The organism is Acetobacter lovaniensis (assembly GCF_014207635.1).
GTDB classification, from domain to species: domain Bacteria; phylum Pseudomonadota; class Alphaproteobacteria; order Acetobacterales; family Acetobacteraceae; genus Acetobacter; species Acetobacter lovaniensis.
The window spans coordinates 87,687-107,694 of record NZ_JACHIE010000003.1 but is presented as its reverse complement, the minus strand read 5'-3'; the positions used below and the strand labels follow the sequence as shown (position 1 = coordinate 107,694).

The 20,008-nt window shown below is 58.0% G+C and carries 22 protein-coding genes and 1 tRNA gene; 17 read left to right on the top strand and 6 right to left on the bottom strand.

Translation table 11 applies throughout. The features are described from left to right. The first annotated feature begins 89 nt into the window (after positions 1 to 89). The 5 genes from def to HNR55_RS05300 are packed head-to-tail and all read left to right on the top strand — an operon-like array spanning position 90 to position 3,924. Positions 90 to 620, top strand: a complete 531-nt coding sequence (def, locus tag HNR55_RS05320) for a peptide deformylase (RefSeq protein ID WP_166112397.1) — start codon at positions 90 to 92, stop codon at positions 618 to 620. Next, positions 617 to 1,282, top strand: a complete 666-nt coding sequence (locus HNR55_RS05315; protein WP_166112394.1) for a ubiquinone biosynthesis protein COQ9 — start codon at positions 617 to 619, stop codon at positions 1,280 to 1,282. The genes def and HNR55_RS05315 overlap by 4 nt, the downstream gene beginning before the upstream one ends. A 14-nt stretch (positions 1,283 to 1,296) precedes the next feature. Beyond that, positions 1,297 to 1,818, top strand: coding sequence for a MarR family winged helix-turn-helix transcriptional regulator (locus tag HNR55_RS05310; RefSeq protein WP_166112698.1), 522 nt, complete (start codon positions 1,297 to 1,299; stop codon positions 1,816 to 1,818). Further along, positions 1,811 to 2,533, top strand: a complete 723-nt coding sequence (locus HNR55_RS05305) for a response regulator (RefSeq protein WP_166112391.1) — start codon at positions 1,811 to 1,813, stop codon at positions 2,531 to 2,533. The genes HNR55_RS05310 and HNR55_RS05305 overlap by 8 nt, the downstream gene beginning before the upstream one ends. A 5-nt stretch (positions 2,534 to 2,538) precedes the next feature. Beyond that, positions 2,539 to 3,924, top strand: a complete 1,386-nt coding sequence (locus tag HNR55_RS05300; RefSeq protein WP_166112388.1) for an ATP-binding protein — start codon at positions 2,539 to 2,541, stop codon at positions 3,922 to 3,924. A gap of 33 nt (positions 3,925 to 3,957) precedes the next feature. Here HNR55_RS05300 and HNR55_RS05295 read toward each other — a convergent pair whose 3' ends face one another. After that, a complete protein-coding gene (locus tag HNR55_RS05295; protein WP_166112385.1) occupies positions 3,958 to 4,518 on the bottom strand; it encodes an outer membrane protein assembly factor BamE in 561 nt (186 codons plus the stop codon). Between the two features lie 256 nt (positions 4,519 to 4,774). Between HNR55_RS05295 and HNR55_RS05290 the strand changes: the two genes are divergently transcribed. The 7 genes from HNR55_RS05290 to HNR55_RS05260 all read left to right on the top strand — a co-directional run bounded on the left by HNR55_RS05290 (position 4,775) and on the right by HNR55_RS05260 (position 9,074). Then, complete coding sequence (locus tag HNR55_RS05290; protein WP_166112382.1) at positions 4,775 to 5,329, top strand: DUF177 domain-containing protein; 555 nt, start codon at positions 4,775 to 4,777, stop codon at positions 5,327 to 5,329. Between the two features lie 171 nt (positions 5,330 to 5,500). Beyond that, complete coding sequence (rpmF, locus tag HNR55_RS05285; RefSeq protein WP_048852785.1) at positions 5,501 to 5,704, top strand: 50S ribosomal protein L32; 204 nt, start codon at positions 5,501 to 5,503, stop codon at positions 5,702 to 5,704. An 85-nt stretch (positions 5,705 to 5,789) separates the two neighbouring features. After that, complete coding sequence (gene plsX / locus HNR55_RS05280; RefSeq protein ID WP_166112378.1) at positions 5,790 to 6,896, top strand: phosphate acyltransferase PlsX; 1,107 nt, start codon at positions 5,790 to 5,792, stop codon at positions 6,894 to 6,896. 72 nt (positions 6,897 to 6,968) lie between these two features. Beyond that, entirely contained in the window at positions 6,969 to 7,937 is a 969-nt protein-coding gene (locus tag HNR55_RS05275; protein WP_166112376.1) for a beta-ketoacyl-ACP synthase III, read from the top strand. 37 nt (positions 7,938 to 7,974) lie between these two features. Then, complete coding sequence (locus HNR55_RS05270; protein WP_264813647.1) at positions 7,975 to 8,328, top strand: integration host factor subunit alpha; 354 nt, start codon at positions 7,975 to 7,977, stop codon at positions 8,326 to 8,328. Between the two features lie 49 nt (positions 8,329 to 8,377). After that, positions 8,378 to 8,923, top strand: a complete 546-nt coding sequence (locus tag HNR55_RS17245) for a MerR family transcriptional regulator (protein ID WP_166112695.1) — start codon at positions 8,378 to 8,380, stop codon at positions 8,921 to 8,923. Between the two features lie 77 nt (positions 8,924 to 9,000). Continuing rightward, positions 9,001 to 9,074 (top strand) — tRNA-Pro (locus tag HNR55_RS05260). A gap of 60 nt (positions 9,075 to 9,134) precedes the next feature. Here HNR55_RS05260 and HNR55_RS05255 read toward each other — a convergent pair. After that, entirely contained in the window at positions 9,135 to 10,253 is a 1,119-nt protein-coding gene (locus HNR55_RS05255) for an AI-2E family transporter (RefSeq protein ID WP_166112370.1), read from the bottom strand. Positions 10,254 to 10,459: 206 nt separating this feature from the next. Here HNR55_RS05255 and murJ point away from each other — a divergent pair, with 206 nt between their 5' ends. Then, positions 10,460 to 12,010: a murein biosynthesis integral membrane protein MurJ gene (gene murJ, locus HNR55_RS05250; protein ID WP_166112367.1), complete on the top strand. Its 1,551-nt coding sequence runs from the start codon at positions 10,460 to 10,462 to the stop codon at positions 12,008 to 12,010. A gap of 15 nt (positions 12,011 to 12,025) precedes the next feature. After that, positions 12,026 to 13,300 carry a UdgX family uracil-DNA binding protein gene (locus tag HNR55_RS05245; protein WP_166112364.1) on the top strand — a complete coding sequence of 425 codons (1,275 nt, stop codon included), beginning with the start codon at positions 12,026 to 12,028 and terminating at the stop codon, positions 13,298 to 13,300. 12 nt (positions 13,301 to 13,312) lie between these two features. Here the strand turns inward: HNR55_RS05245 and HNR55_RS05240 are convergent, their stop codons facing one another. From HNR55_RS05240 to trxB, 4 genes are all read right to left on the bottom strand, one after another. Beyond that, complete coding sequence (locus tag HNR55_RS05240) at positions 13,313 to 13,603, bottom strand: integration host factor subunit beta (protein WP_086645467.1); 291 nt, start codon at positions 13,601 to 13,603, stop codon at positions 13,313 to 13,315. 154 nt (positions 13,604 to 13,757) lie between these two features. Then, entirely contained in the window at positions 13,758 to 14,222 is a 465-nt protein-coding gene (locus tag HNR55_RS05235; RefSeq protein WP_166112361.1) for a MucR family transcriptional regulator, read from the bottom strand. A 490-nt stretch (positions 14,223 to 14,712) separates the two neighbouring features. Further along, on the bottom strand, positions 14,713 to 15,594 hold the full coding sequence (locus HNR55_RS05230) for a LysR family transcriptional regulator (protein ID WP_166112358.1): 882 nt from the start codon (positions 15,592 to 15,594) through the stop codon (positions 14,713 to 14,715). A gap of 103 nt (positions 15,595 to 15,697) precedes the next feature. After that, complete coding sequence (gene trxB / locus HNR55_RS05225; protein ID WP_166112355.1) at positions 15,698 to 16,651, bottom strand: thioredoxin-disulfide reductase; 954 nt, start codon at positions 16,649 to 16,651, stop codon at positions 15,698 to 15,700. A 143-nt stretch (positions 16,652 to 16,794) separates the two neighbouring features. On the opposite strand from trxB, the gene HNR55_RS05220 reads away from it, so the two are divergent. From HNR55_RS05220 to HNR55_RS05210, 3 genes are read left to right on the top strand one after another with little or no spacing between them, the layout of a single operon-like run. Beyond that, entirely contained in the window at positions 16,795 to 17,340 is a 546-nt protein-coding gene (locus HNR55_RS05220; RefSeq protein ID WP_166112352.1) for an Lrp/AsnC family transcriptional regulator, read from the top strand. Then, positions 17,340 to 18,461: a glycosyltransferase gene (locus HNR55_RS05215; RefSeq protein WP_166112349.1), complete on the top strand. Its 1,122-nt coding sequence runs from the start codon at positions 17,340 to 17,342 to the stop codon at positions 18,459 to 18,461. Before HNR55_RS05220 ends, HNR55_RS05215 begins: the two co-directional genes overlap by 1 nt. Before the next feature lie 2 nt (positions 18,462 to 18,463). Beyond that, positions 18,464 to 19,933, top strand: coding sequence for an ArnT family glycosyltransferase (locus tag HNR55_RS05210; protein ID WP_194300209.1), 1,470 nt, complete (start codon positions 18,464 to 18,466; stop codon positions 19,931 to 19,933). Positions 19,934 to 20,008 lie beyond the last annotated feature (75 nt).

Sequence of the window (20,008 nt, the reverse complement as noted above, 5' to 3'; positions counted from 1 at the left end):
AAGACAAGATACAATTCGTTCTTGCGTATCAGACCCGCACTTCCGTGTGTTTTATTGTGGATGTGCAAAAAAACAGGACAACAAAAAGCATGTCGGTTCTTGCTATTGCCCGTATGGGCCACCCGGTTCTGCTGCAACGCGCGGTTGAGGTGGAGGATATCAGTGCTCCCCGGATCAGGGAACTGCTGCAGAACATGCGGGAAACCCTGACCGATAGTGGGGGCGTGGGTCTGGCGGCACCACAGGTGCATGTGCCGCTCCGGCTGTTCCTGTATTCGGTACCCCCAACGCGCAGCGAAGGGGAGGACGACCCACCACGCCCGGTACAGGCCCTGATTAACCCGGTCATCGAACCTGATGGGGCGGATATGATGCCGCGACTTGAAGGATGCCTGTCCATTCCCGGCTTCAGGGGGGAAGTGCCGCGTTACCGCCGTGTGCGCTATAGTGGCTGGGACGAGCACGGTGCGCGGGTGGAAGGCATAGCCTCGGGATTTTGCGCCAATGTCATGCAGCATGAAATGGATCATCTGGACGGAATCCTCTATCCCATGCGTATGACGGATATGGCCCGCTTTGGTTTTGAGGCGGAAATCACACGGTATGGGGTACAGGCATGAGCATGCTGCCGGGAAAAATGGAACAGGCCCTGTCTTTGGCCGTGGCAGGGCTGGCTGCGGGTATTATGCCCGCCCCCATGGAGCGGGATGCGGACCGGGATGCCGCATTGCGCAAGCTGGCATCTGTTGCCGGGGAGCGCGGGTGGAGCATGGCCACACTCAGATCCGTGGCAGGGGCCGATGCAGACCTGCTTTTTCCCGCAGGGGTGGTGGAAATGGTGGAAGCTTGGTCCGACCTGTGTGACCGCGCCATGGTGGACGCCATGCAGGACACGCAGGAACCCCGGCTGAGCCAGCGGGTGCGTCAGGCTATTCTGCTACGTCTGCCGCCCGATGAGCAGCGCCGCACGGCTGCCCTGCGGGGGATGCGTGTCTTTTTATCCTGCGGGGGACAAAAGGCTTTCCGCCGCGCATGGCTGCGCACGGTTAATGCCATATGGCAGGCTGCGCAGGACGATGCGACAGGCCTGACCTATGTAAGCAAACGGCTGACTCTGGGCGGGCTGTATGCCTCGGTCTTTCTGTTCTGGCTGAGCCGTGGGCAGGATGAAGCAGCATTCGAAGCGTTTGTAGACAGGCGTCTGGCCGATGTGCTGCGCATAGGCCGCCTTAAGGCCCGCTTTGGCGTACAGGCAGGCACCCCGGCACCAGCCGCAGGGTAAATACACGCATGGTCATGCCCACTCCCCATGAGCGCGCAGGCTCAGACCTGCTCTTTTTGCGTGAAGAAAGTTTAAGACTGGCTCAGACCCTTATGTTTTTGGCCGCGCGGGACATGGCCGAGGCTGTGGCCCCCGTGCTGGAGGAGGATGGGCTGGGCCGCGCGCATTACCGTGTGTTGCAGGTGCTGGCGTTTAGTCCGGGTATCCCTGTTAGCCGGTTGCAGGACATTCTGGGTGTGACCAAGCAAAGCCTTGGCCGCACACTGCACGAGCTGGATGCGCGGGCATACCTGCAAAGCCGGGCAGGGCGGCAGGACAGGCGGCAGAAGCTGCTGTTTTTAAGCCCGACCGGTAAAGCCGCGGAGGCCCGTCTGTTTGCTGTCATCCGGCAAAGGCTGGTCGCTGCCTACCGCGAGGCCGGGGGGGCTGCGGTGGAGGGTTTCCGCCGTGTTATCAATGGTATGCTGTCCGAGCATAGTCGTGCCCTGCTGAGCGAAGAGAGCGCAGGGCGAAGGGAAGGGCGTGAACATGTCTGAGCAGATAACAACCGCTGAAGGAGACGTGGCCGCCCACGTAATGGTGGTGGATGACGACCCGCGCCTGCGCCGCCTGTTGCAGCGTTACCTGTTTGAGCATGGGTTCCGTGTGAGTGTTGCCGCCAATGCGACCGAGGCCCGGCACACGCTGGAAGGTATCCAGCCCGATGCTCTGGTGCTGGACGTGACCATGCCGGGGGAGAACGGGCTGGAATTAACCCGCTCCCTGCGGGATGCCGGGCAGGACCTGCCCATTCTGCTCCTGACCGCGCGTGGCGCACCGGAGGACCGCATTACCGGGCTGGAAGCCGGGGCGGACGACTATCTGGGCAAACCCTTTGAGCCGCGCGAGCTTTTGTTGCGGCTCAAGGCCCATCTCCGGCGGCATCAGCCCCCACCGCCAACAGATAACCTGCGGATTGTCCGGCTGGGAGACAAGGAGTTCGATCCGGTCCGGCTTCTGCTCAGCGGGCCGGACGGCAATATCCACCTGACCGGGGGGGAAGCTGCCCTGCTGTGCGTTCTGGCCCGCAGGCCGAATGAAACCTTCACGCGGGAGGATATTGCCAAAGCCATGGACATGACCGAAATTGGCGAGCGCGCAGTTGATGTGCAGGTGACGCGCCTGCGCCGTTGCATAGAGCCGGACCCGCGTGAGCCGCGCTTTCTGCATACGGTGCGCGGGCGGGGATATGTGCTCAAGCCGGGGCTTTAGAGCACATGACAGGCCGCAGGGGCTTCCGTCTTTTTCCGCGTGGGGGATGGTCCGCGCTCAAGGTGGAAAAATCGGTCAGACGTGTACTGCCGCGTTCCCTGCTGGGGCGTTCCCTGCTGATTGTCCTGTTCCCGCTGCTGATCACGCAGGGAATCGCACTTGAGCTTTATTACGGTAATTTTCTCAAGGTGGTGTCGCGGCGCCTGACCGGGTCTGTTACGGCGGAAATTGTTCTGTCCCTCAATGCGCTGGAGCGTCTTAAAAACCCGGCGGACAAGGAATGGTTTATTGCGCAGGCCCGTGAACAGCTCCAGCTCATAGAAATCTGGCGGCCGGGGGAAAAACTGACCCGCGTAGGGTCCACCCATGTGCTGGGGCCTATGGATGATGACCTTGTGCATGCCCTGCATGAAGCCATTAGCTACCCGTTTTTTGTCAAATGGCGGCATTTTCATCACGTGGTGCGTATTTACATCCAGCTTCCCGATGGTGTGCTGGAAATCGACACCCCTCGCAAGCGGCTGGATATGGGGCAGATCTGGCTGTTTGTTGCATGGACCGTGGGCAGTACTTTGCTGCTGTTCACTATTGCGAGCCTGTTCATGCGCAATCAGGTGCGGGCCATCCGCCAGTTGGCTCAGGCTGCGGAGCAGTTTGGCATGGGGCGTGATATTGGCCCCATCCGCCCCGTAGGCGCGCAGGAGGTGCGTAAGGCGGCTGTCGCCTTCAACCGCATGCAGGACAGGATAACCCGCTTTGTAGCACAGCGTACCGGCGTTCTGGCCGGTGTTTCGCACGATCTGCGCACCCCCCTGACCCGCCTGCGGCTTTCTCTGGCCATGATGCCGCGTGAAGGCAGCATATGCGCCAGCGTCATGACCGAAGACATAGATGAAATGGTCGGTGACATTGCCGAAATGGAACATATGATCGACAGCTATCTTTCCTTCGCGCGGGGGGAAGGTTCGGAGAGTGTCCAGCAGGTTGAGGTGCTGCCGTTTCTGGAGGATGTGGTGGCAGCAGCCCGGCGTGCGGGTGTGCATATTCGCGCGCTTGAGGTGGAGCCGGACCTGCGGGCACATATGCGCCCCGACGCCATGCGTCGCGTTTTAGGCAATCTGTTTGATAACGCCCGTAGGCACGATGCAAGCGTTGCGCTGAGTGCGCGCCGCGTAGGGGGTGGGGTCAGCATTCTGGTGGATGATGACGGGCCGGGTATTCCGCCTGATCGCCGGGCTCATGTGCTGCGCGCGTTCGAGAGCGGGCAGGACGGTGGCACCGGGCTGGGGCTGACCATTGCGCGCGATATTATTCGTGCGCATGGAGGCGACATGACACTGGAACGTGCGCCAGAGGGCGGGCTGCGCGTAAGGCTGTATCTGCCAAACTAGCAATACCCTGCCATGAGAGCAGGCGAAGGGATTTTACAGCGAGTTACCCGAGCCGAAGTGGCCGGGGCCGGAGCTGTTGTTGAACATTCCGCCCTGTCCGCCCGCAGCACCTGACCCCATCATGTTCTGCATGGGGTTATACCGGCCGACATTGCCCAGAATCTGCTGGAGGGCGTTAATCTTGGTGCCCGGCGTTGGCGTGATCTCATTGATCATGGCCACGTGTCTGGCGTCCTTGATGTTGAGCGTACGCATGCTTTCCAGCGTGCCAGTATTGTTGAACCTGAGCACAACAAGATCCTGTTTCGACACGCCGGGGAAGTCCATGGGCACCAGATGGGTGGTCATGGAAATATAGATCCAGGTATTATCGTCAAACGCGCCCTTGGTGGTGGGGGACCCCATCAGGTCAATGGCGTCTGCGCGGGTGCTGGTACCGGGGACAAGCTGGCTGTATTCTTCCGGCTCAAGCAGGGAACCTCTGGAGGTGAGGGTAGGACCAAAAGTCTGACAGCCTGACAGGACAAGAACCGTGGCGAGCGCCCCGCAGGCACTTTTAAGGCGCGATATCCTGTTTTTGCGTGGCGGCGTCATCTGGTCAGGGTGTCCCAAGCGTAAGATTGTGATCCATGATCGTCATCCAACTGGCAACGGCCATGTCTGTCCGATGCCCCAACGCGTGCGGGGCGTCAATCGCTGAATGGCAAAAAGAGCACGCTTTATGCCGCTCGTGCCCGGACATTACTCCATAAAATTCCGCTTGTGTGGTAGATTGTTCAGGCGGTGGTCAGAAAGCTTTGTCCCGAGCGCATCCCGCCTGCTTGTTTCAGCGTTACTTCAGGAGACTTCCATGACCGAAAAGCCAGAATTCTCTCGCCCTCTGGCCGTGCGCCGAATCGGAATGCTGGGAACGGACATGACGGTGGAGGCCACGCCGGACGAGTGTAAGCGGATAGCCAGACGTCTGGGTCTGCAGGATGTGAGCATGCTGCGCTGCCGCTACCGGCTCAGGGATGACGGGCGTGGTGTTGTGACGGCCGAAGGGGCTCTGGCTGTCCGTTACACGCAGACCTGTGTTGTGAGCATGGAGGCGTTTGAGGATATGATGGCGGGATCGTTCGTTGTCCGCTTTGTTCCGGCCAGCCAGTTTGTGGAAGGCGACGCGCCGGATATGGACGCGATTGATGAAATTCCGTATGAGGGGCAGGACGTTGATCTGGGCGAGGCTGTTGTTGAGCAGTTTGCGCTCGATCTCGAGCCTTATCCGCATGCGCCGGATGTTGCTCTCCCTCCCGGCCTGATCATGGATGAGGAAGAGGTGGAACAGCGCGGTCTTGAGGAAGAGCCGGAAAAAAAGGCCAGCCCGTTTGCTGGTCTGGCCCGCTGGCGGGGTGGAAACGCGTAATTGCCCAAGTGTGGGTGTGGGGTTTTCTTGTAGGATTGCTTGCGAAAACGCTTGCTGTCTGCTAGAGGCCGCGGCTCAGTGCTGGTGATAAACCTGTTATGGCGTCTGGCTGCGTTAGCGCGTGACCGGGCGTGTTGTTCTAACCGTTATTTATGAGAAGGGGCTGGGCTTATGGCTGTACCCAAAAAGAAAACCTCGCCTTCACGTCGTGGCATGCGTCGCAGCCATGAAGCTCTGCGTGCAGAAGCTCATGCTGAATGCTCCAACTGTGGCGAACTGAAGCGTCCTCACAATGTCTGCAGTCATTGCGGTCATTACGATGGCCGTGAAGTGATTGCCGCAGGCAAGGCACTCAAGGTCGCCGTTCGCGCCTGATTTTTCAGGCGTGGAAACGCGTGCTGCATCCGTAGCACGCGGGGTAATGGGGGTAAGGCATCTGCGGCATGGCAGAGAAGCAGGCATGAGCAAGACCGAGATTCCAGAAAGTTTTCCTTCCGACCCTAACGAGGTGTTCAACCTCGCCGTGGACGGAATGGGGGGCGATGGGGCTCCAGAAGTGGTTGTTGCCGGGCTTGCCATTGCTGCCGAACGGCACCGCAATATCAAGGTGCTGCTGATCGGGGATGAGGCGCGCCTGCTGCCTTTGCTGGCGAAGTATCCCAAGGCTGCGTCCATATGCACGGTGTGGCATACGGATGTGTCTGTTTCTATGGACATGAAGCCAACATCCGCTCTGCGGATGCGTCAGTCCTCCATGCGGCTTGCCATGGACGCCGTGGCCAGTGGACGCGCCCAGGGGGTTGTGTCCGCCGGTAACAGTGGTGCCATGCTGGCTCTGGCCAAGATTGTGGTCAAAACCCTGCCGGGTATTTCCCGCCCGGCCATGGCGGCCATCAGTCCCACCATCAAGGGCGACGTGGTCATGCTTGACCTTGGCGCCAATGTTGCGTGCGACTGGCGTAATCTGGTCGAGTTCGCCGTTATGGGCGAAGCCTTTGCCAAATCTGTTCTGGGTCTGCCCGCACCGACCATTGGCCTGCTCAATATTGGCGCGGAAGAACTCAAAGGGGACGAAAAACTGCGCGTGGCGGCTGAAACCCTGCGTGAGAGTCCTCTGGCTGCCCAGTTCCACGGTTTTGTGGAAGGGCATGATATTACCGCAGGCACCACGGATGTGGTTGTAACTGACGGGTTTACCGGAAATGTTGCGCTTAAGACCGGCGAGGGTGTGCTTAAAATGGCCACCACCCTTTTGCGCCGTGTTTTCCAGCGTGGGATCATCTCCCGCCTTGGCTATCTGCTTGTTCGCCCCGGTCTGGAGCGGATGAAGGAGTGGCTGGACCCCCGCCGTTACAATGGCGCTGTTTTTGTGGGCCTGAATGGTGTGGTGGTAAAATCCCATGGCGGCACAGATGCCGAGGGCTTTGCCGCCGCAGTCGATGTGGCCATGGATATGGTCACGCATGGTTTTAACGAAAGCATTCGTGAGCGTCTTTCTCATATGGGGGCGCTGTTAATGCGCCCGCAGACGGAGGAGGCATGTGAACCAGCCCTCCCGGTGACCTGAGCAAACGGGACGAATGTATTGCGCGTGCAAGCCTTCGAGCTGCCTGCGCTGGCGGATAATGAAAGAACGGTCATGGCGAAACGTTCGCTTCTGGTAGGTTTTGGTGGATTTCTGCCAGAAAGAGTTGTCACGAACGAAGAGCTGGCGACCCGGCTTGCCACTTCGGATGACTGGATCAGAACCCGCACCGGCATTACCCGCCGCCACATTGCTGGCCCCGATGACAGCGCAACCAGCATGGGGGCGGAAGCCGCTCGCAGGGCGCTGGATTATGCGGGCCTGAGCGCTGATGATATTGATGTTGTGCTGGTCGCGACATCCACTCCGGATCAGGCTTTTCCCGCAACGGCGGTTCGGATTCAGGCCGCTCTGGGCATGACCCGCGGGTTTGGCTTTGATATTGCAGCAGCCTGCTCCGGCTTTGTTTTTGCGCTGGCTACCGCGGATTCCTTCATCCGTTCCGGGCAGGTGCGCAAGGCTCTGGTGATCGGGAGTGAGGTTTACTCCCGTATTGTGGACTGGGAAGACCGCGGCACATGCGTCCTGTTCGGGGATGGCGCAGGGGCTGTTGTGCTGTCTGCATCAGAGAGCGAATCCGATGCGCGCGGTATTCTGTCCACCCATCTGCATTCCGATGGCACAACAGGCGACCTGCTGTACGTGGACGGCGCGGTGGGGCAACCCGATAAAACCGGGCATCTGAAAATGAACGGGCGTGATGTGTTCCGCCATGCCGTGGCCAAACTGTCATCCTCCGTGGACGAAGCTCTGGAAGCCGAAGGGCTGACCTACGCGGATGTGGACTGGCTTGTGCCCCATCAGGCCAATATCCGGATTATTGAAGGCGTGGCCAAAAAGCTGGCCCTTCCAGCTGATCGCGTAGTTGTGACCGTTGACCGGCACGCCAATACCTCAGCCGCCTCCATTCCTCTGGCACTGGACGAAGCCGTGCGGGATGGCCGTATTCAAAAAGGTGAACTGGTGCTGATGGAAGCACTGGGGGGTGGGCTGACATGGGGTTCGGTGCTGGCGCGTCTGTGATCTGGCGATAACAGACAAGTGACATCATTGTGAATGAATTGACGCGCCGCACAGGCGTGTTACCTTTCTGCACATGGAAACTGTCACACGTGCATCTTTGATAGAGCAGATCTATCAGCAGGTAGGGTTGTCTCGTAAAGAGTCGTCTGTGCTCCTAGAAGATGTTCTGGAGACAGTCATGCAGGCGCTCGAACGCGGCGAAAGTGTCAAAATCAGCGGTTTTGGCACGTTCTCAGTCCGAAAAAAGGGGCAGCGCTGCGGGCGTAACCCTAAAACCGGGGAGGAAGTGCCTATTCTTCCCCGCTCCGTTCTGGTGTTCCGCTCCAGCCAGTTGCTGAGGGCGGAAGTCAACCATGAGGAGGCAGAGCCGGGAGTCGATCATGACGATTGATGGCACAGTCCCCCATAGGGAATCCGCGCATGACGTGCCTGATGCCGAGATGGATGTTTCGGAGTCGGGTTCCTGTGAAAAAGGCCCTCACGCTTTCCGCACGATTAGTGAAGTGGCGGACGAGTTGCATGTGCCCCAGCACACCCTGCGGCTGTGGGAGACACAGTTCCATCAGGTCCGTCCCTTGAAAAGAGGGGGCGGGCGTCGGTATTACAGGCCGGAGGATGTGGTCCTGCTCACCCGGATTGCGGACCTGCTTTATAATCAGGGCTATACCGTAAAAGGTGTGCAACGTCTGTTGCAGGAAAAGGCCGTGCTACAGATGGCCGCAGTTCCGCAGTCTGTAGACATTGTGACATCAGACGGAAACAGCATGGCTGACGCCGAACTGGTGGAAGAGATGCAGACACAGGATGTGGCATTGATTGCGGACTACCAGCAGGTAGAGGCTGTTGTGGCCGAACTGCCCGCAGCGGTAGAAGCCGGGCTGGAACAGGCGCTGGTGCAGCTTATGGGACAAAATGTGCGTCTGCGCTCGGATCTGGCCGATGTGCTGGTTGAGTTGGAAGCCATCCGACGCAAGATTTTGGTCTGATTGAAAAAAAGATAAAAATAACGGGTAGAGTGGGTTGTGCTCCCCGCAAGGTATTGCTAAACACCACTCACACTTAACGGGCAGTAGCGCAGTCTGGTAGCGCATCAGTCTGGGGGACTGGGGGTCGTGGGTTCGAATCCCGCCTGCCCGATATTTTTTCAAATGAAATTGCTAATTAACCCCACCCTCGGGGGGAAATGCAAAAGTCTTTTCAGACTTCTGCATTGTTTCCGTATGCCCAACGCCGCCAGATCAGATTGAGTGCGGCCATTGCGGCAGGTCCGATAAACAGGCCGATCAACCCCCACATTTCTGCTCCACCCAGAATACCAAGCAGCACCCACAGGAAGGGGAGCTTTGTTGTGCCGCCAATCAGGGTTGGGCGCACAAAATGGTCCGCCACAAAAATAACGGTGGCTCCAATGCAGAATGTGACAATGGCAGCCACGGATGCGCCTGAAATCAGGATCAGGAGCGAGACCAGCCCAATCGCGATCATGGCGCAAAAAGGGATCATGGCTGCTACGGCAGTAATAACCCCAAACAGGGCAGGGTGTGGTGCCTGGGCAAAGAGATAGACAAGCCCCATCAGCATGCCTTCACCAATCCCGACCAGAACAAGCCCCTGCACGGAACCATGGATGGAGGCAACAATCTGGCGCGCTATGCTTTCCCCCCTGCGGCCAAAGGCCCGGCAGGATGCAACACGGCACTGACGAATGACGGAAATTCCGTCCTTGTACAGAAAAAACAGGGTGAGAATGGAAAAGCAGAACAGGGTGCCCCGGTGTGCTATCTGGCTGCCAAGAGCGCGCGTGACCATGACCCCCTTGCTGTCCAGAGCGCCCAGCAGGCCGGAAAGATCGCGCGGGTTGGACAGATGCGTTTCCCACAGATGCGCAATACTTGTGGCTCCCACAGGTAATCGCTGGATAACATCTGGCACGGGAACACCAAATTTACGGGCATGAACCAGCCATTCCAGCGCACTCTGGGCCTCTCCAATAGCTTCAAGCGTTATCAGTGTCAGCGGGATGACAAAAAGCAGCGCCATAACAACCGTAAACAGTAGCGGTAACAGTGTGCCGCGGGCTGCATTGGGCCACATCCGGCATGCGCGGCTGTAAAGGGGCCATGTGGCAATGGCAAACACGCCACCCCAGGCCAGAGCGGGCAGAAAACCCTGTATGGTGTAAAGGGCTACGGCTACAATAAAGAGCGCAAGCAGACTGCGTGCCATTTCCTGTCCCCGCTTGGAGCGCTGGCTGGCCTTGATAAGGCCGCAACGCTGGTGAGCGGGCACTAACGAAGATGGAGGCGTATTGGGCATGCGCGAGATGTCTTTCCAAAAATTCCGCTGAATACAGAGCGCTCTTTCCGTGCTGCGCACAGCATACTGTGTTGTGGGTGAATAATACAGCGCACGAGGGAGTACGGAGTATGCACACAGTCCGGAATGGGGTGGATTGGCAGTATCTTTTTCTGAATTTATCTCTAGTGTTCCGCTGCCTGCCTGCACATTGAAGCGGATACCCCATGCTCAGAAGTTTTCTGACGGTTGGTGGCTGGACCATGCTCAGCCGCATTCTTGGATTGATACGCGACCAGCTTCTGGCGGCCTTTATGGGGGCCGGGCCGTTGCAGGATGCTTATCAGGTTGCGTTTCGCCTTCCCAACATGTTTCGCCGTCTGTTTGGGGAGGGCGCGTTTAATGCAGCCTTCGTGCCCATGTTCTCGAAAGTTATGGTGCAGGATGGGCGGGATGAGGCACGCCTGTTTGCCCGCCGTGCGCTCGGGGTCATGCTGGCGTGGCTGGTGTTTTTGTGCGTGCTGGGCGAAGTGTTCATGCCGCAGGTGCTGCGCGTGATAGCGCCGGGTTTCCTGCAAAATGGAGACCGCTACGCTCTGGCGCTCAGCCTGAGCCGCATTACGTTTCCCTATCTGGTCATGATCTGTGCTGCGGCATTGCTGGCTGGGGTGCTGAATGGCCTGCACCGCTTTGGTGTGGCGTCTGCTGCCTATCTGGCGTTCAACGTGGTGGGTATTCTGGCCATTGTTGGGGCGTCTCCCTTTTTCCCCAGTGTTGCCTATGCTGCGGCATGGGGGGTTACGGCCTCTGGCGTGGTGCAACTGGGCCTGCTGGCATGGGCGTGTGAAAAAGCCGAGTTCGGTCTTATGCCGCTATGGCCCATGTTAACGCCGCGTATCCGCCTTTTGCTGCGCCGCATGCTGCCGGGGCTGATCGGGAGCGGTGTTGGCCAGATCAATTTAACGGTGGATACCATTATTGCTACCCTGCTGCCCGCAGGTAGTGTGTCGCTCATGTATTTTGCAGACCGGATCAACCAGTTGCCGCTTGGTGTGCTGGGGGCAGCAGCCGGAACAACGCTGCTGCCTGTGCTCACAAGGCATCTGAGTGCTGGGGATGTACAGGGCGCGCATGCAGCCCAGAATCGTTCGATTGAATACGTGGTGCTGCTGACCCTGCCTGCCGTTGCCGGACTGCTGGTTCTGGCTGGCCCGATCATGATTGTGCTGTTCGGGCATGGGTCTTTTACCGAGCATGATGCGCTGTTATCCGCCCAATCCCTGCGGGCTTATGCTGTGGGGTTACCCGCTTTTATTCTGGTTAAAGTGCTATCCCCCGCATTTTTTGCACGGGGCGATACACGCACCCCCGTTTACGTTGGGATTGGGGTGCTTGTGCTCAATTTTATTCTCAACCTGCTGTTTATGAAGCCTCTGGCACATATGGGGCCGCCGCTGGCCAGTAGTGTGACTGCCTGCGTGAATGTTGCTTTTCTGGTGCTGCTGCTGCTGCGTAAAAATGCGTTGCTCGTGTACGGTTCAACCTTATCTCATATGGGGCGGGTAGGTGTTGCGGCGCTGATTATGGGGCTGGGCCTGCTGGGGCTTGAAAGTTTTGTCTCTCTGCCAGCGGTTTTTGTAACCAGAGCGCTCTGGCTGGTTGGTATGGTTATGGGTGGAGTCATGTTTTATGCAGCACTCCTGCATGGGGTGGGAGTCATCAATCTGCCTGATGTGGTTGTGCGCATACGGGGGCGGCTACGGCGCAAGGCGGGATAAGCAGGGGAGCGGTGCATGCCAGAGGTTGTTCTTGCGCATCAGGTCGATTTTGCAACGTGGCGTAAGGCGAGTAGCCATTTTGTGCGCGCCGGTGCATTACCGGAATCCGTAGTCTGGCGGGTGGCAGGAGCCGGGCAGGACGCAGTCTGGTCTGCCGAGCCTGCGCAGAATCCGCCAGATGCTCCGTCTGGCCTCAACCTTTCCCGCCGGTTTGTGGGTGTGCTGGCCCAGGCATTACAGGCGCATGATCCCGAACGGTTTGCGACACTTTATCGCATTGTTTACCGTCTGGCGTATGCCGGACTGGTATTAACAGATACGACTGACCCCGACCTGCTGTGGCTCCGGCAGGCCTCGGCTGCTGTCAGGGCAGATACGCTGCGCTTTCGCGACGCTTTTTCCACGTTTACGGCGCACGGAGATGGGGACGTGCTGCATTGCGTACCAGAGCATTATATTCTGGAAGCCAATTCCCATTACTGCATGGAACGGAATGTGCGGCCGTGGCGGGTTGTAGCCCCTTACCGGCGGATGGAATGGGCCGGTGGCATACGCTTTGCGGCGGGAACGGATACGGTGGCTGAGGACGAATCCGTGCACTGGCAGGCTGATGGCACCGGCATCTGGCAGGGGTACGGCCTGAGCGTTTTTCCCCCGCAGCGTAAGGATGTGGACACCGCCCCCACCCTTGCCGCGCTGGCAGCCCGTGCGATGGACTGCCGGGCCTGCGCGTTGTGGCAGCCCGCATCCCGTACCGTTTTTGGCGAAGGGCCGGAGTATGCCCGCATTATGCTTGTGGGGGAACAGCCGGGGGATCAGGAAGACCTTCAGGGGCGCCCTTTTGTGGGGCCAGCGGGCCAGCTTCTGGACCGCGCCTTGCAGGATGCCGGGTTACGTCGTGATCAGATTTATGTGACCAACGCCGTCAAGCATTTCCATTTCACCTGGAACGGAACGCGCCGCCTGCACCATAAGCCCGAAGCCGAGCACGTCGCTGCCTGCCATGTGTGGCTGGATGCGGAACGTCGGCTAGTCCGCCCCGCGTTACTGGTGATGCTGGGGGCAACGGCCGCGCAGAGTGTGCTGCAACAACCCGTTACAATCTCTCGCACCCGTTCACGCCTGTTCCCGCTGGAAGAGCAGACACAGGGACTGGTGACGGTTCATCCGTCCTATCTGCTACGATTGCGCGATGAGGACAGCAAACAGCGCGAGTATGCCCATTTTGTAGAAGATTTGCGGCTAGCGGCCCACTACGTGGCACAGCATCAAAACGCAGAACAGGAATAGGGAGGGGAGGAGTTAGCCTGCATCCGCCTTATTAAGGCGTTGGTGAAGCTCTTTACCTGTTTTGAAAAAAGGTACCAGCTTTTTGCTGACCTTGACCTGTTCCCCGGTCTTGGGGTTGCGGCCCAGACGTGGCTCTCTTTCCTTGACGGAAAAAGCACCGAACCCGCGCAACTCAACGCGGTTACCTGCTGCCAGACTGCTTGTAATGCCGCCAAAAACCGTATTGACCAGCAGCGTTGCCTCTCTGAGCTGCAAGTGCGGGTTTTTTTCTATGAGAATGGCAATAAGTTCAGACCGCGTCATTGAGCCCCCTCCCGATTAGGGTAGAGAAGTAAGGTCTGACCAGATCTGTGCCAGACACATACAAGCATTCCGTTCTCTATGGGCAAGCGTCAAGATAAAAAATGCATGACGGTCGGACGCTTAGGCCCGGACCGCCGTAGCATATGTGCCTATCTTAGGCGGTCGTTGCCTTTTTGCCGCGCTTTGCACGGCCAGACGTATCGTCTTCATCCCCGGCAGCATGGATTTTACGGCCAAGACCGATTTCCCGCGCCAGAGTGGAACGGCGTTCCGCATAGTTGGGGGCAACCATGGGGTAATCCGCAGGAAGGTTCCAGCGTTCACGGTACTGTTCGGGGGACATGCCATACGCGCTCTGAAGATGGCGCTTGAGCATTTTCAGCTTTTTACCATCTTCAAGGCAAACGATGTAGTCAGGGAAGACTGACCGTTTGACGGGGACGGCTGGCTGCAGTTTTTCCGGTTCGCTCTGCGGCTGGTCAGCCGTTTTGAGAGCCTGAAAAACGTCCTTGATCAAAACCGGAATGACGGCAGGGTCCGTCTGGTTGTTGGAGACGTGCGCAGACACGATCTCGGCTACAAGATCTAGGAGAGGCGAATAGTTCTGGATCTCACTCATGACAGGCCTAATTAAAAATTCAGTGTGAATAATAAGAACCATACCCAATTATTTAATCTTTGTGAACTACCAAATATACAAAAAAGCAAAAATAAGGCTGCATTGGTATATAACGTTGGAACGGTCGGTTGATTTTTTTAGTATTTGAGGGAATTTGCATAAATTATCCGTAATATTTTGTTTAATAATACTCAATAATTATACAGGCGGACAGGGAGGCGCTGCCGTATGTCCTTGTTCTGACGATTATCTTGGTATTTTATGAAACTTGCTTGAGGATATTATAATATTTTTGATAACGGATGTATTTCCAGAATGAAGAGGCGATAAAAAACGACAATTCAGCTATTTAGTATTTTCCAAGCACAAAAAAGGACTGCATTTTTGGAATATCTGAAGTGCTTTGGTTGGCATTATTGATTTTGAAATAAAAAATCCCGGCCTTCCGTATTAAGGAAAAGCCGGGATTTTAAAAGTCGTGCCTTCAGTTTTAACGAATGCCGAGTTCGCTCATGAGAAAGTCACGGAATACGGCAACACGTTTGGAGCTGCGCAATTCCTCAGGATAGACAAAATAGGCGTCAACCGTCGGGGTCGTGATTTCAGGCAAAATCTGTATCAGATCGGGAAACTTGCTTGCGGCATAAGACGGAATGGAGCCAAGGCCCAGTCCTGCGGCAATGGCTGAGGCCATGGCAGCCATGCTGTTGACCTCCAGCCGTGCAGGGCGTGCGTGGCTGTTGGTCTGTCCGGCTTCTGCCAGCCAGTTAATGTGGGCAACAGGGGGGTGGTGTTCACCAAACAGAACCAGTTGGTGATTCTTGATGTCTTCCAGAGAAGAAGGCGCACCGTGGCGTTCAATATACTGCGATGCGGCAAAAATGGGCAGGCTGAAGTCCGCCAGATGCCGCTGGATCAGGTCCGGCTGGCGCGGGGCATGCATCCGCACGGCCACATCCGCTTCGCGCATGCCAAGGTCCAGATCGTTATCTTCCAGAATAAGGCAGATATCAATTTCGGGGTTGGCTTCCATAAACTTATGGAGTCGTGGCATAAGCCAGCAGTTGCCAAAGCCTGTTGTGGTTGTAACCCGTAGGCGGCCTGCGGCTTTTTCCTTGCTCTCTGTCAGCAGGGTCTGTGTCATCTCCAGTTTGGAGAACACCTCCCGCACTGTTTTATGCAAGGTTTCCCCCTGCTCAGTCAGGATCAACCCACGCGCATGGCGATGGAATAGGGGGACCTGAAGAACATCTTCCAGAGCAGAAATCTGTCTGGATACGGCAGACTGGCTTAGGTTAAGCACATCCCCCGCGTGGGTAAAGGAACCGGCTTCCGCTACGGCATGGAAAACCCGGAGTTTGTCCCAGTCCACGCACGCCTCCTGCTAAATTGACTGAAATTATAAAAGCACAATGCCATGCTTTCGAAGCTACTACGTGCAGTAATTACCGCACGTGGTCAAGGTATGGGCAGCGTTACGGTTTGGGCAGTTCTGCCAAATATCGTTCCGCATCCAGTGCTGCCATGCAGCCTGTGCCCGCGGCTGTGACAGCCTGCCGGTATATCTTGTCCTGTACATCTCCTGCGGCAAACACGCCGGGAACAGATGTCCGGGTCGTTCCGGGTACGGTCTGAATATATCCGTCGGTATCGAGTGCGAGCTGGCCCTTGAAAATCCCGGTCGTGGGGGCATGGCCAATGGCAATGAACAGTCCGTCGGTTTCGAGCGTGGTTGTGCTCTGGTCCTTGAGGTTGCGCAGGCGTACGGCGCTGACCACCTCTGGCGTTCCGGTGGAGAGAATATCTTCCACTTCGCTATCCCAGATGACCGAAATCTTGGGGTGGCTGAACAGCCGGTCCTGAAGAATTTTTTCAGCCCGCAGGGAGTCGCGGCGGTGGATCAGGGTCACGTGGGCTGCGTGGTGGGTCAGGTACAGGGCTTCTTCCACTGCGGTATTGCCACCGCCAACCACAGCCACCTTTTTGCCCCGGTAGAAAAACCCATCACATGTGGCGCAGGCGGAAACACCAGCACCCTGCAGGCGTTTTTCGTTCGGCAGGCCAAGCCAGCGTGCCTGGGCACCTGTCGCAACAATAATGGCCTTTGCTATGTAGACGCTGCCGGAATCCCCGACCAGCCGGAAGGGAGAGCCCGTGGTGAAGTCCACCTCGGTAATAATGTCGTATTCAATGCGGGTGCCAACATTAAGGGCCTGTTCGGCCATCTGCTCCATCAGCCACGGACCCTGCACGGCCTTGGCAAAGCCGGGGTAGTTTTCCACATCCGTTGTAATGGTTAATTGCCCGCCGGGTTGCAGTCCTGCCACCAGAACGGGGGAGAGGTTGGCGCGTGCAGCGTAAATAGCCGCCGTATAGCCTGCGGGGCCTGCGCCAATAACAAGCAGATCGGTTGTGATGGTCTCAGTCATGCCAGAAGAATTCCCCAAAGCAAGAAGTGCGGGTGCAGTTGTGCCGCGCAAGCATGGTCCAGAATGTGTTGGATAAAAGGATATGACGGGTGACTTGGCGTTGAGCAAGTGTTGAGAGATCAGTTTGCGGCATGGCGGGGAGCATGGCATATACTCCCCACTCTTCATGGGAGTGGCATCTTGCACAGGATAGGTCGGATAAGGTGACGGATCTGGACGCTGTTGATCTTCGTATCGTAGCCGAATTGCAGGATGACGGTCGCATGACCAATGTCGAACTGGCGCGGCGTGTGGGTATTTCCGCTCCTCCCTGCCTTCGCCGTGTCCGGCGGCTGGAGGAGGAAGGTGTTATCCGTGGTTATCACGCCCAGCCGGATGCAACGGCCCTTGGGTGGCCAATCATCTTTTTTGCGCTGATCGGTCTGGATAGCCAGAAAGAAACCGTGCTCTCCGCTTTTGAACGCCAGCTTGCCGAATGGCCTGAAGTGCGCGAATGCCACATGATTCGCGGCGGTGGGGATTTTCTGGTCCGCCTGATCGCGCGTGACGCAGCGCATGAAAACGCACTGACCCGGCAGTTGACCGAAGCCGCACACGTTATTCGGGTGCAGACATTGCAGACCATCCGCACCAGTCTGGAGCGCAAGGGTGTGCCGTTGCCCGGCGCCCGGGAAGGAACCGCGGAGTAATGCCAGCCACGGATGCGCCCGAGGGCGGTATGGCAGGTGGTCCCCTAATCAGCATTATTGTACCGTGTTATAATGAGGCGGCCAACGTGGCGCCCCTTGTTGCCATGCTGGAATCCGTTATGGCGGGCCGCCGCTGGGAAGTGATTTTTGTCGATGACAATTCACCCGATGGCACAACAGAAACAATATGTGCTCAGGCAAGGCGCAAAAGCTATGTGCGCGGCATCTGCCGTATTGGCCGCAGGGGCCTTTCCTCCGCGGTGATAGAAGGGGTTCTGTCCTCCTCCGCGCAGGTCGTGGCCGTCATGGATGGTGACCTCCAGCATGATGAAAGCCGCCTGATCGCCCTGATAGACGCCGTAGCTGCCGGTACGTGCGATATTGCCGTCGGCAGCCGCCATGTTGAGGGCGGTAGCAATGCGGGGCTTGCCAATGCGTGGCGGCATGCCTTGTCGGATAGTGGAATATGGCTGGCGCAGCGGTTTTTACCGGTCAGGCTGACAGACCCCATGAGCGGCTTTTTTGCCTTGCGCCGGGATACTTTTGTGGCCATTGCGCCGCACCTGTCGGGAGCCGGGTTTAAAATCCTGCTTGATCTGCTGCTCTCATCCAGAAAGCCACTCACTGTGCGTGAGATAGACTGCGGCTTCAAACCCCGTGTGGCGGGGGAGAGTAAGCTGGATGCTGTGGTCATGCTCCAGTTTGCCGCACTTCTGGTAGAAAAAGTGTCACGCGGGTTGGTGCCTTTGCGCTTTGTGGCTTTCTGCGCCGTGGGGCTTGCGGGTATAGTTGCCAATCTGGGGGTCATGCATCTGGTCTGGCTGTGCGGGGTGCATTTTTCTACCGCGCAGGCCATAGGCACCATTGCCGCCATGGTTGTGAATTTTTCGCTGGATAATAACTTCACCTATCGGGACCGGCGTCTGCACGGTCGGCGCTGTGTGTGGGGGCTGGTCCTGTTTATGCTGGTCTGTTCCGTTGGGGCTCTGGCCGATGTGGGTGTGGCGCATCTGATGTATGCGCAAAGTTACAGGGTGAACGAGGCCAGTCTGGCCGGGGCCGTGCTGGCCGTGGTCTGGAATTATGCCATGTCTTCTACAATTGTCTGGAGAACCCGGTAATCTTGCGCAGCGGTCTGGCACAGTACGGATACTGGGTGTGGGGGCTGGGTCTTGTGACCGCTCTCCGCCTTGTGCTGGCGGCGTTTATCCCGCTTGCGCCGGATGAGGCTTATTATCGTATATGGGCTCTGGCTCCGGCGGGCGGGTATCTGGACCATCCTCCCATGGTGGCCGTTTGGGCACGTATGGGGATGTTCCTGGCAGGGGATACCCCTTTGGGTGTGCGCCTTATGGGCCCGCTTTCCGCCTGTCTGGGCACTGTGCTGGTTGTTCAGGCCGCGTCCTGCTGGTTGCGCACGCAGCTTACGCCGGAGCAGGCCCGTATTGGGGCCATTCGTGCAGGCGTTTTGCTGAATGGCACTCTGAGCATCGGGCTTGGCGCTCTGGTCATGACCCCGGATGCACCTCTGCTTCTGTTTGTGGCCCTGATGCTCTGGGGTTTGGTGCATGCCTGTGTGGGGCGGCAGCGCTGGATGTGGCTGGTTGTAGGGCTGGCAGCCGGGCTGGGGTTTGAGAGTAAATATACCATGCTGCTTCCTCTGGGCGGGCTTGCCGTGTGGCTGTTTGCGACCAGAGCGGGGCGGGTATGGCTGCGGACGCCGTGGCCTTTTGGGGCGGCCTGTGTTGCGGTTGTCTGCGTTATTCCGGTAATCTGGTGGAACGCCCAGCATGGATGGGTCAGTTTCTTCAAGCAGGGCGGGCGGCTGGGAGACTGGAATTCCGCACGCGCCCTTGGCTTTATGGGCGAGTTGCTGGGTGGACAGGCCGGGCTGGCAAGCCCGCTGATTTTTCTGTTTTTTGCTGGTGGTGTCTGGTTGCTCTGGCGGCGGCGGGATAGTTTTTCCGTATTGCTGCTGTGTATGATCGTGCTGCCCGTGGCCGTGTTTGTGCAGCATGCTCTGGGGGCGCGGGTGCAGGCTAACTGGCCAGTCGTGCTGTACCCCGCCGTGGCGCTTGCGGCGGCTTGGGTGCTTTGGCCATGGTGGAAGATCGCAGGTTTTCTGGGGCTGGGGCTTACGGGGATCGTGTGTGTGCAGGCTGCGTTTATGCCGCTCCGCCTGTCCCCTCATCTGGATGTCACCTTGCGGCAGGTCGGGGGGTGGCCCGCTTTTGCGCGCGCTGTCTCAGCGCAGGTGCCGCAGGGTTTTCCGCTGGTTGCGGATGAGTATGGTCTGGCGTCCGAACTGGCATTCTATGCGCCGGAGCGCGTGGTTGCCGGGGTTGAGCCGCGCTGGGCGCTGTTTGCGTTGCCCCGGCCAGCCTGTGGTGCGCAGGCCTACCTCGTTCTCAGCCACCGGCGGCAGGGGCCGCCAGATACCCGTTTTTTTGAAGTGCTGGACGTATTGCCAGAGCAGGTGCGCGCGCGGCGGGGTGTGGTGGCGGACACGTATTCGCTCTTCCATGTAAGGCTGCGCTGTCCGGCGCCGGGTCTTATGCGTGATGCCGCTTTGCTTTCTGGCAATGCGCGCTAGCGGGCGGTGTTTGCGTGTTGATGTGAAAAAAGGCAGGATGGCAGGCAATCGCTTCGCCAGCAGAAACAGGAACCC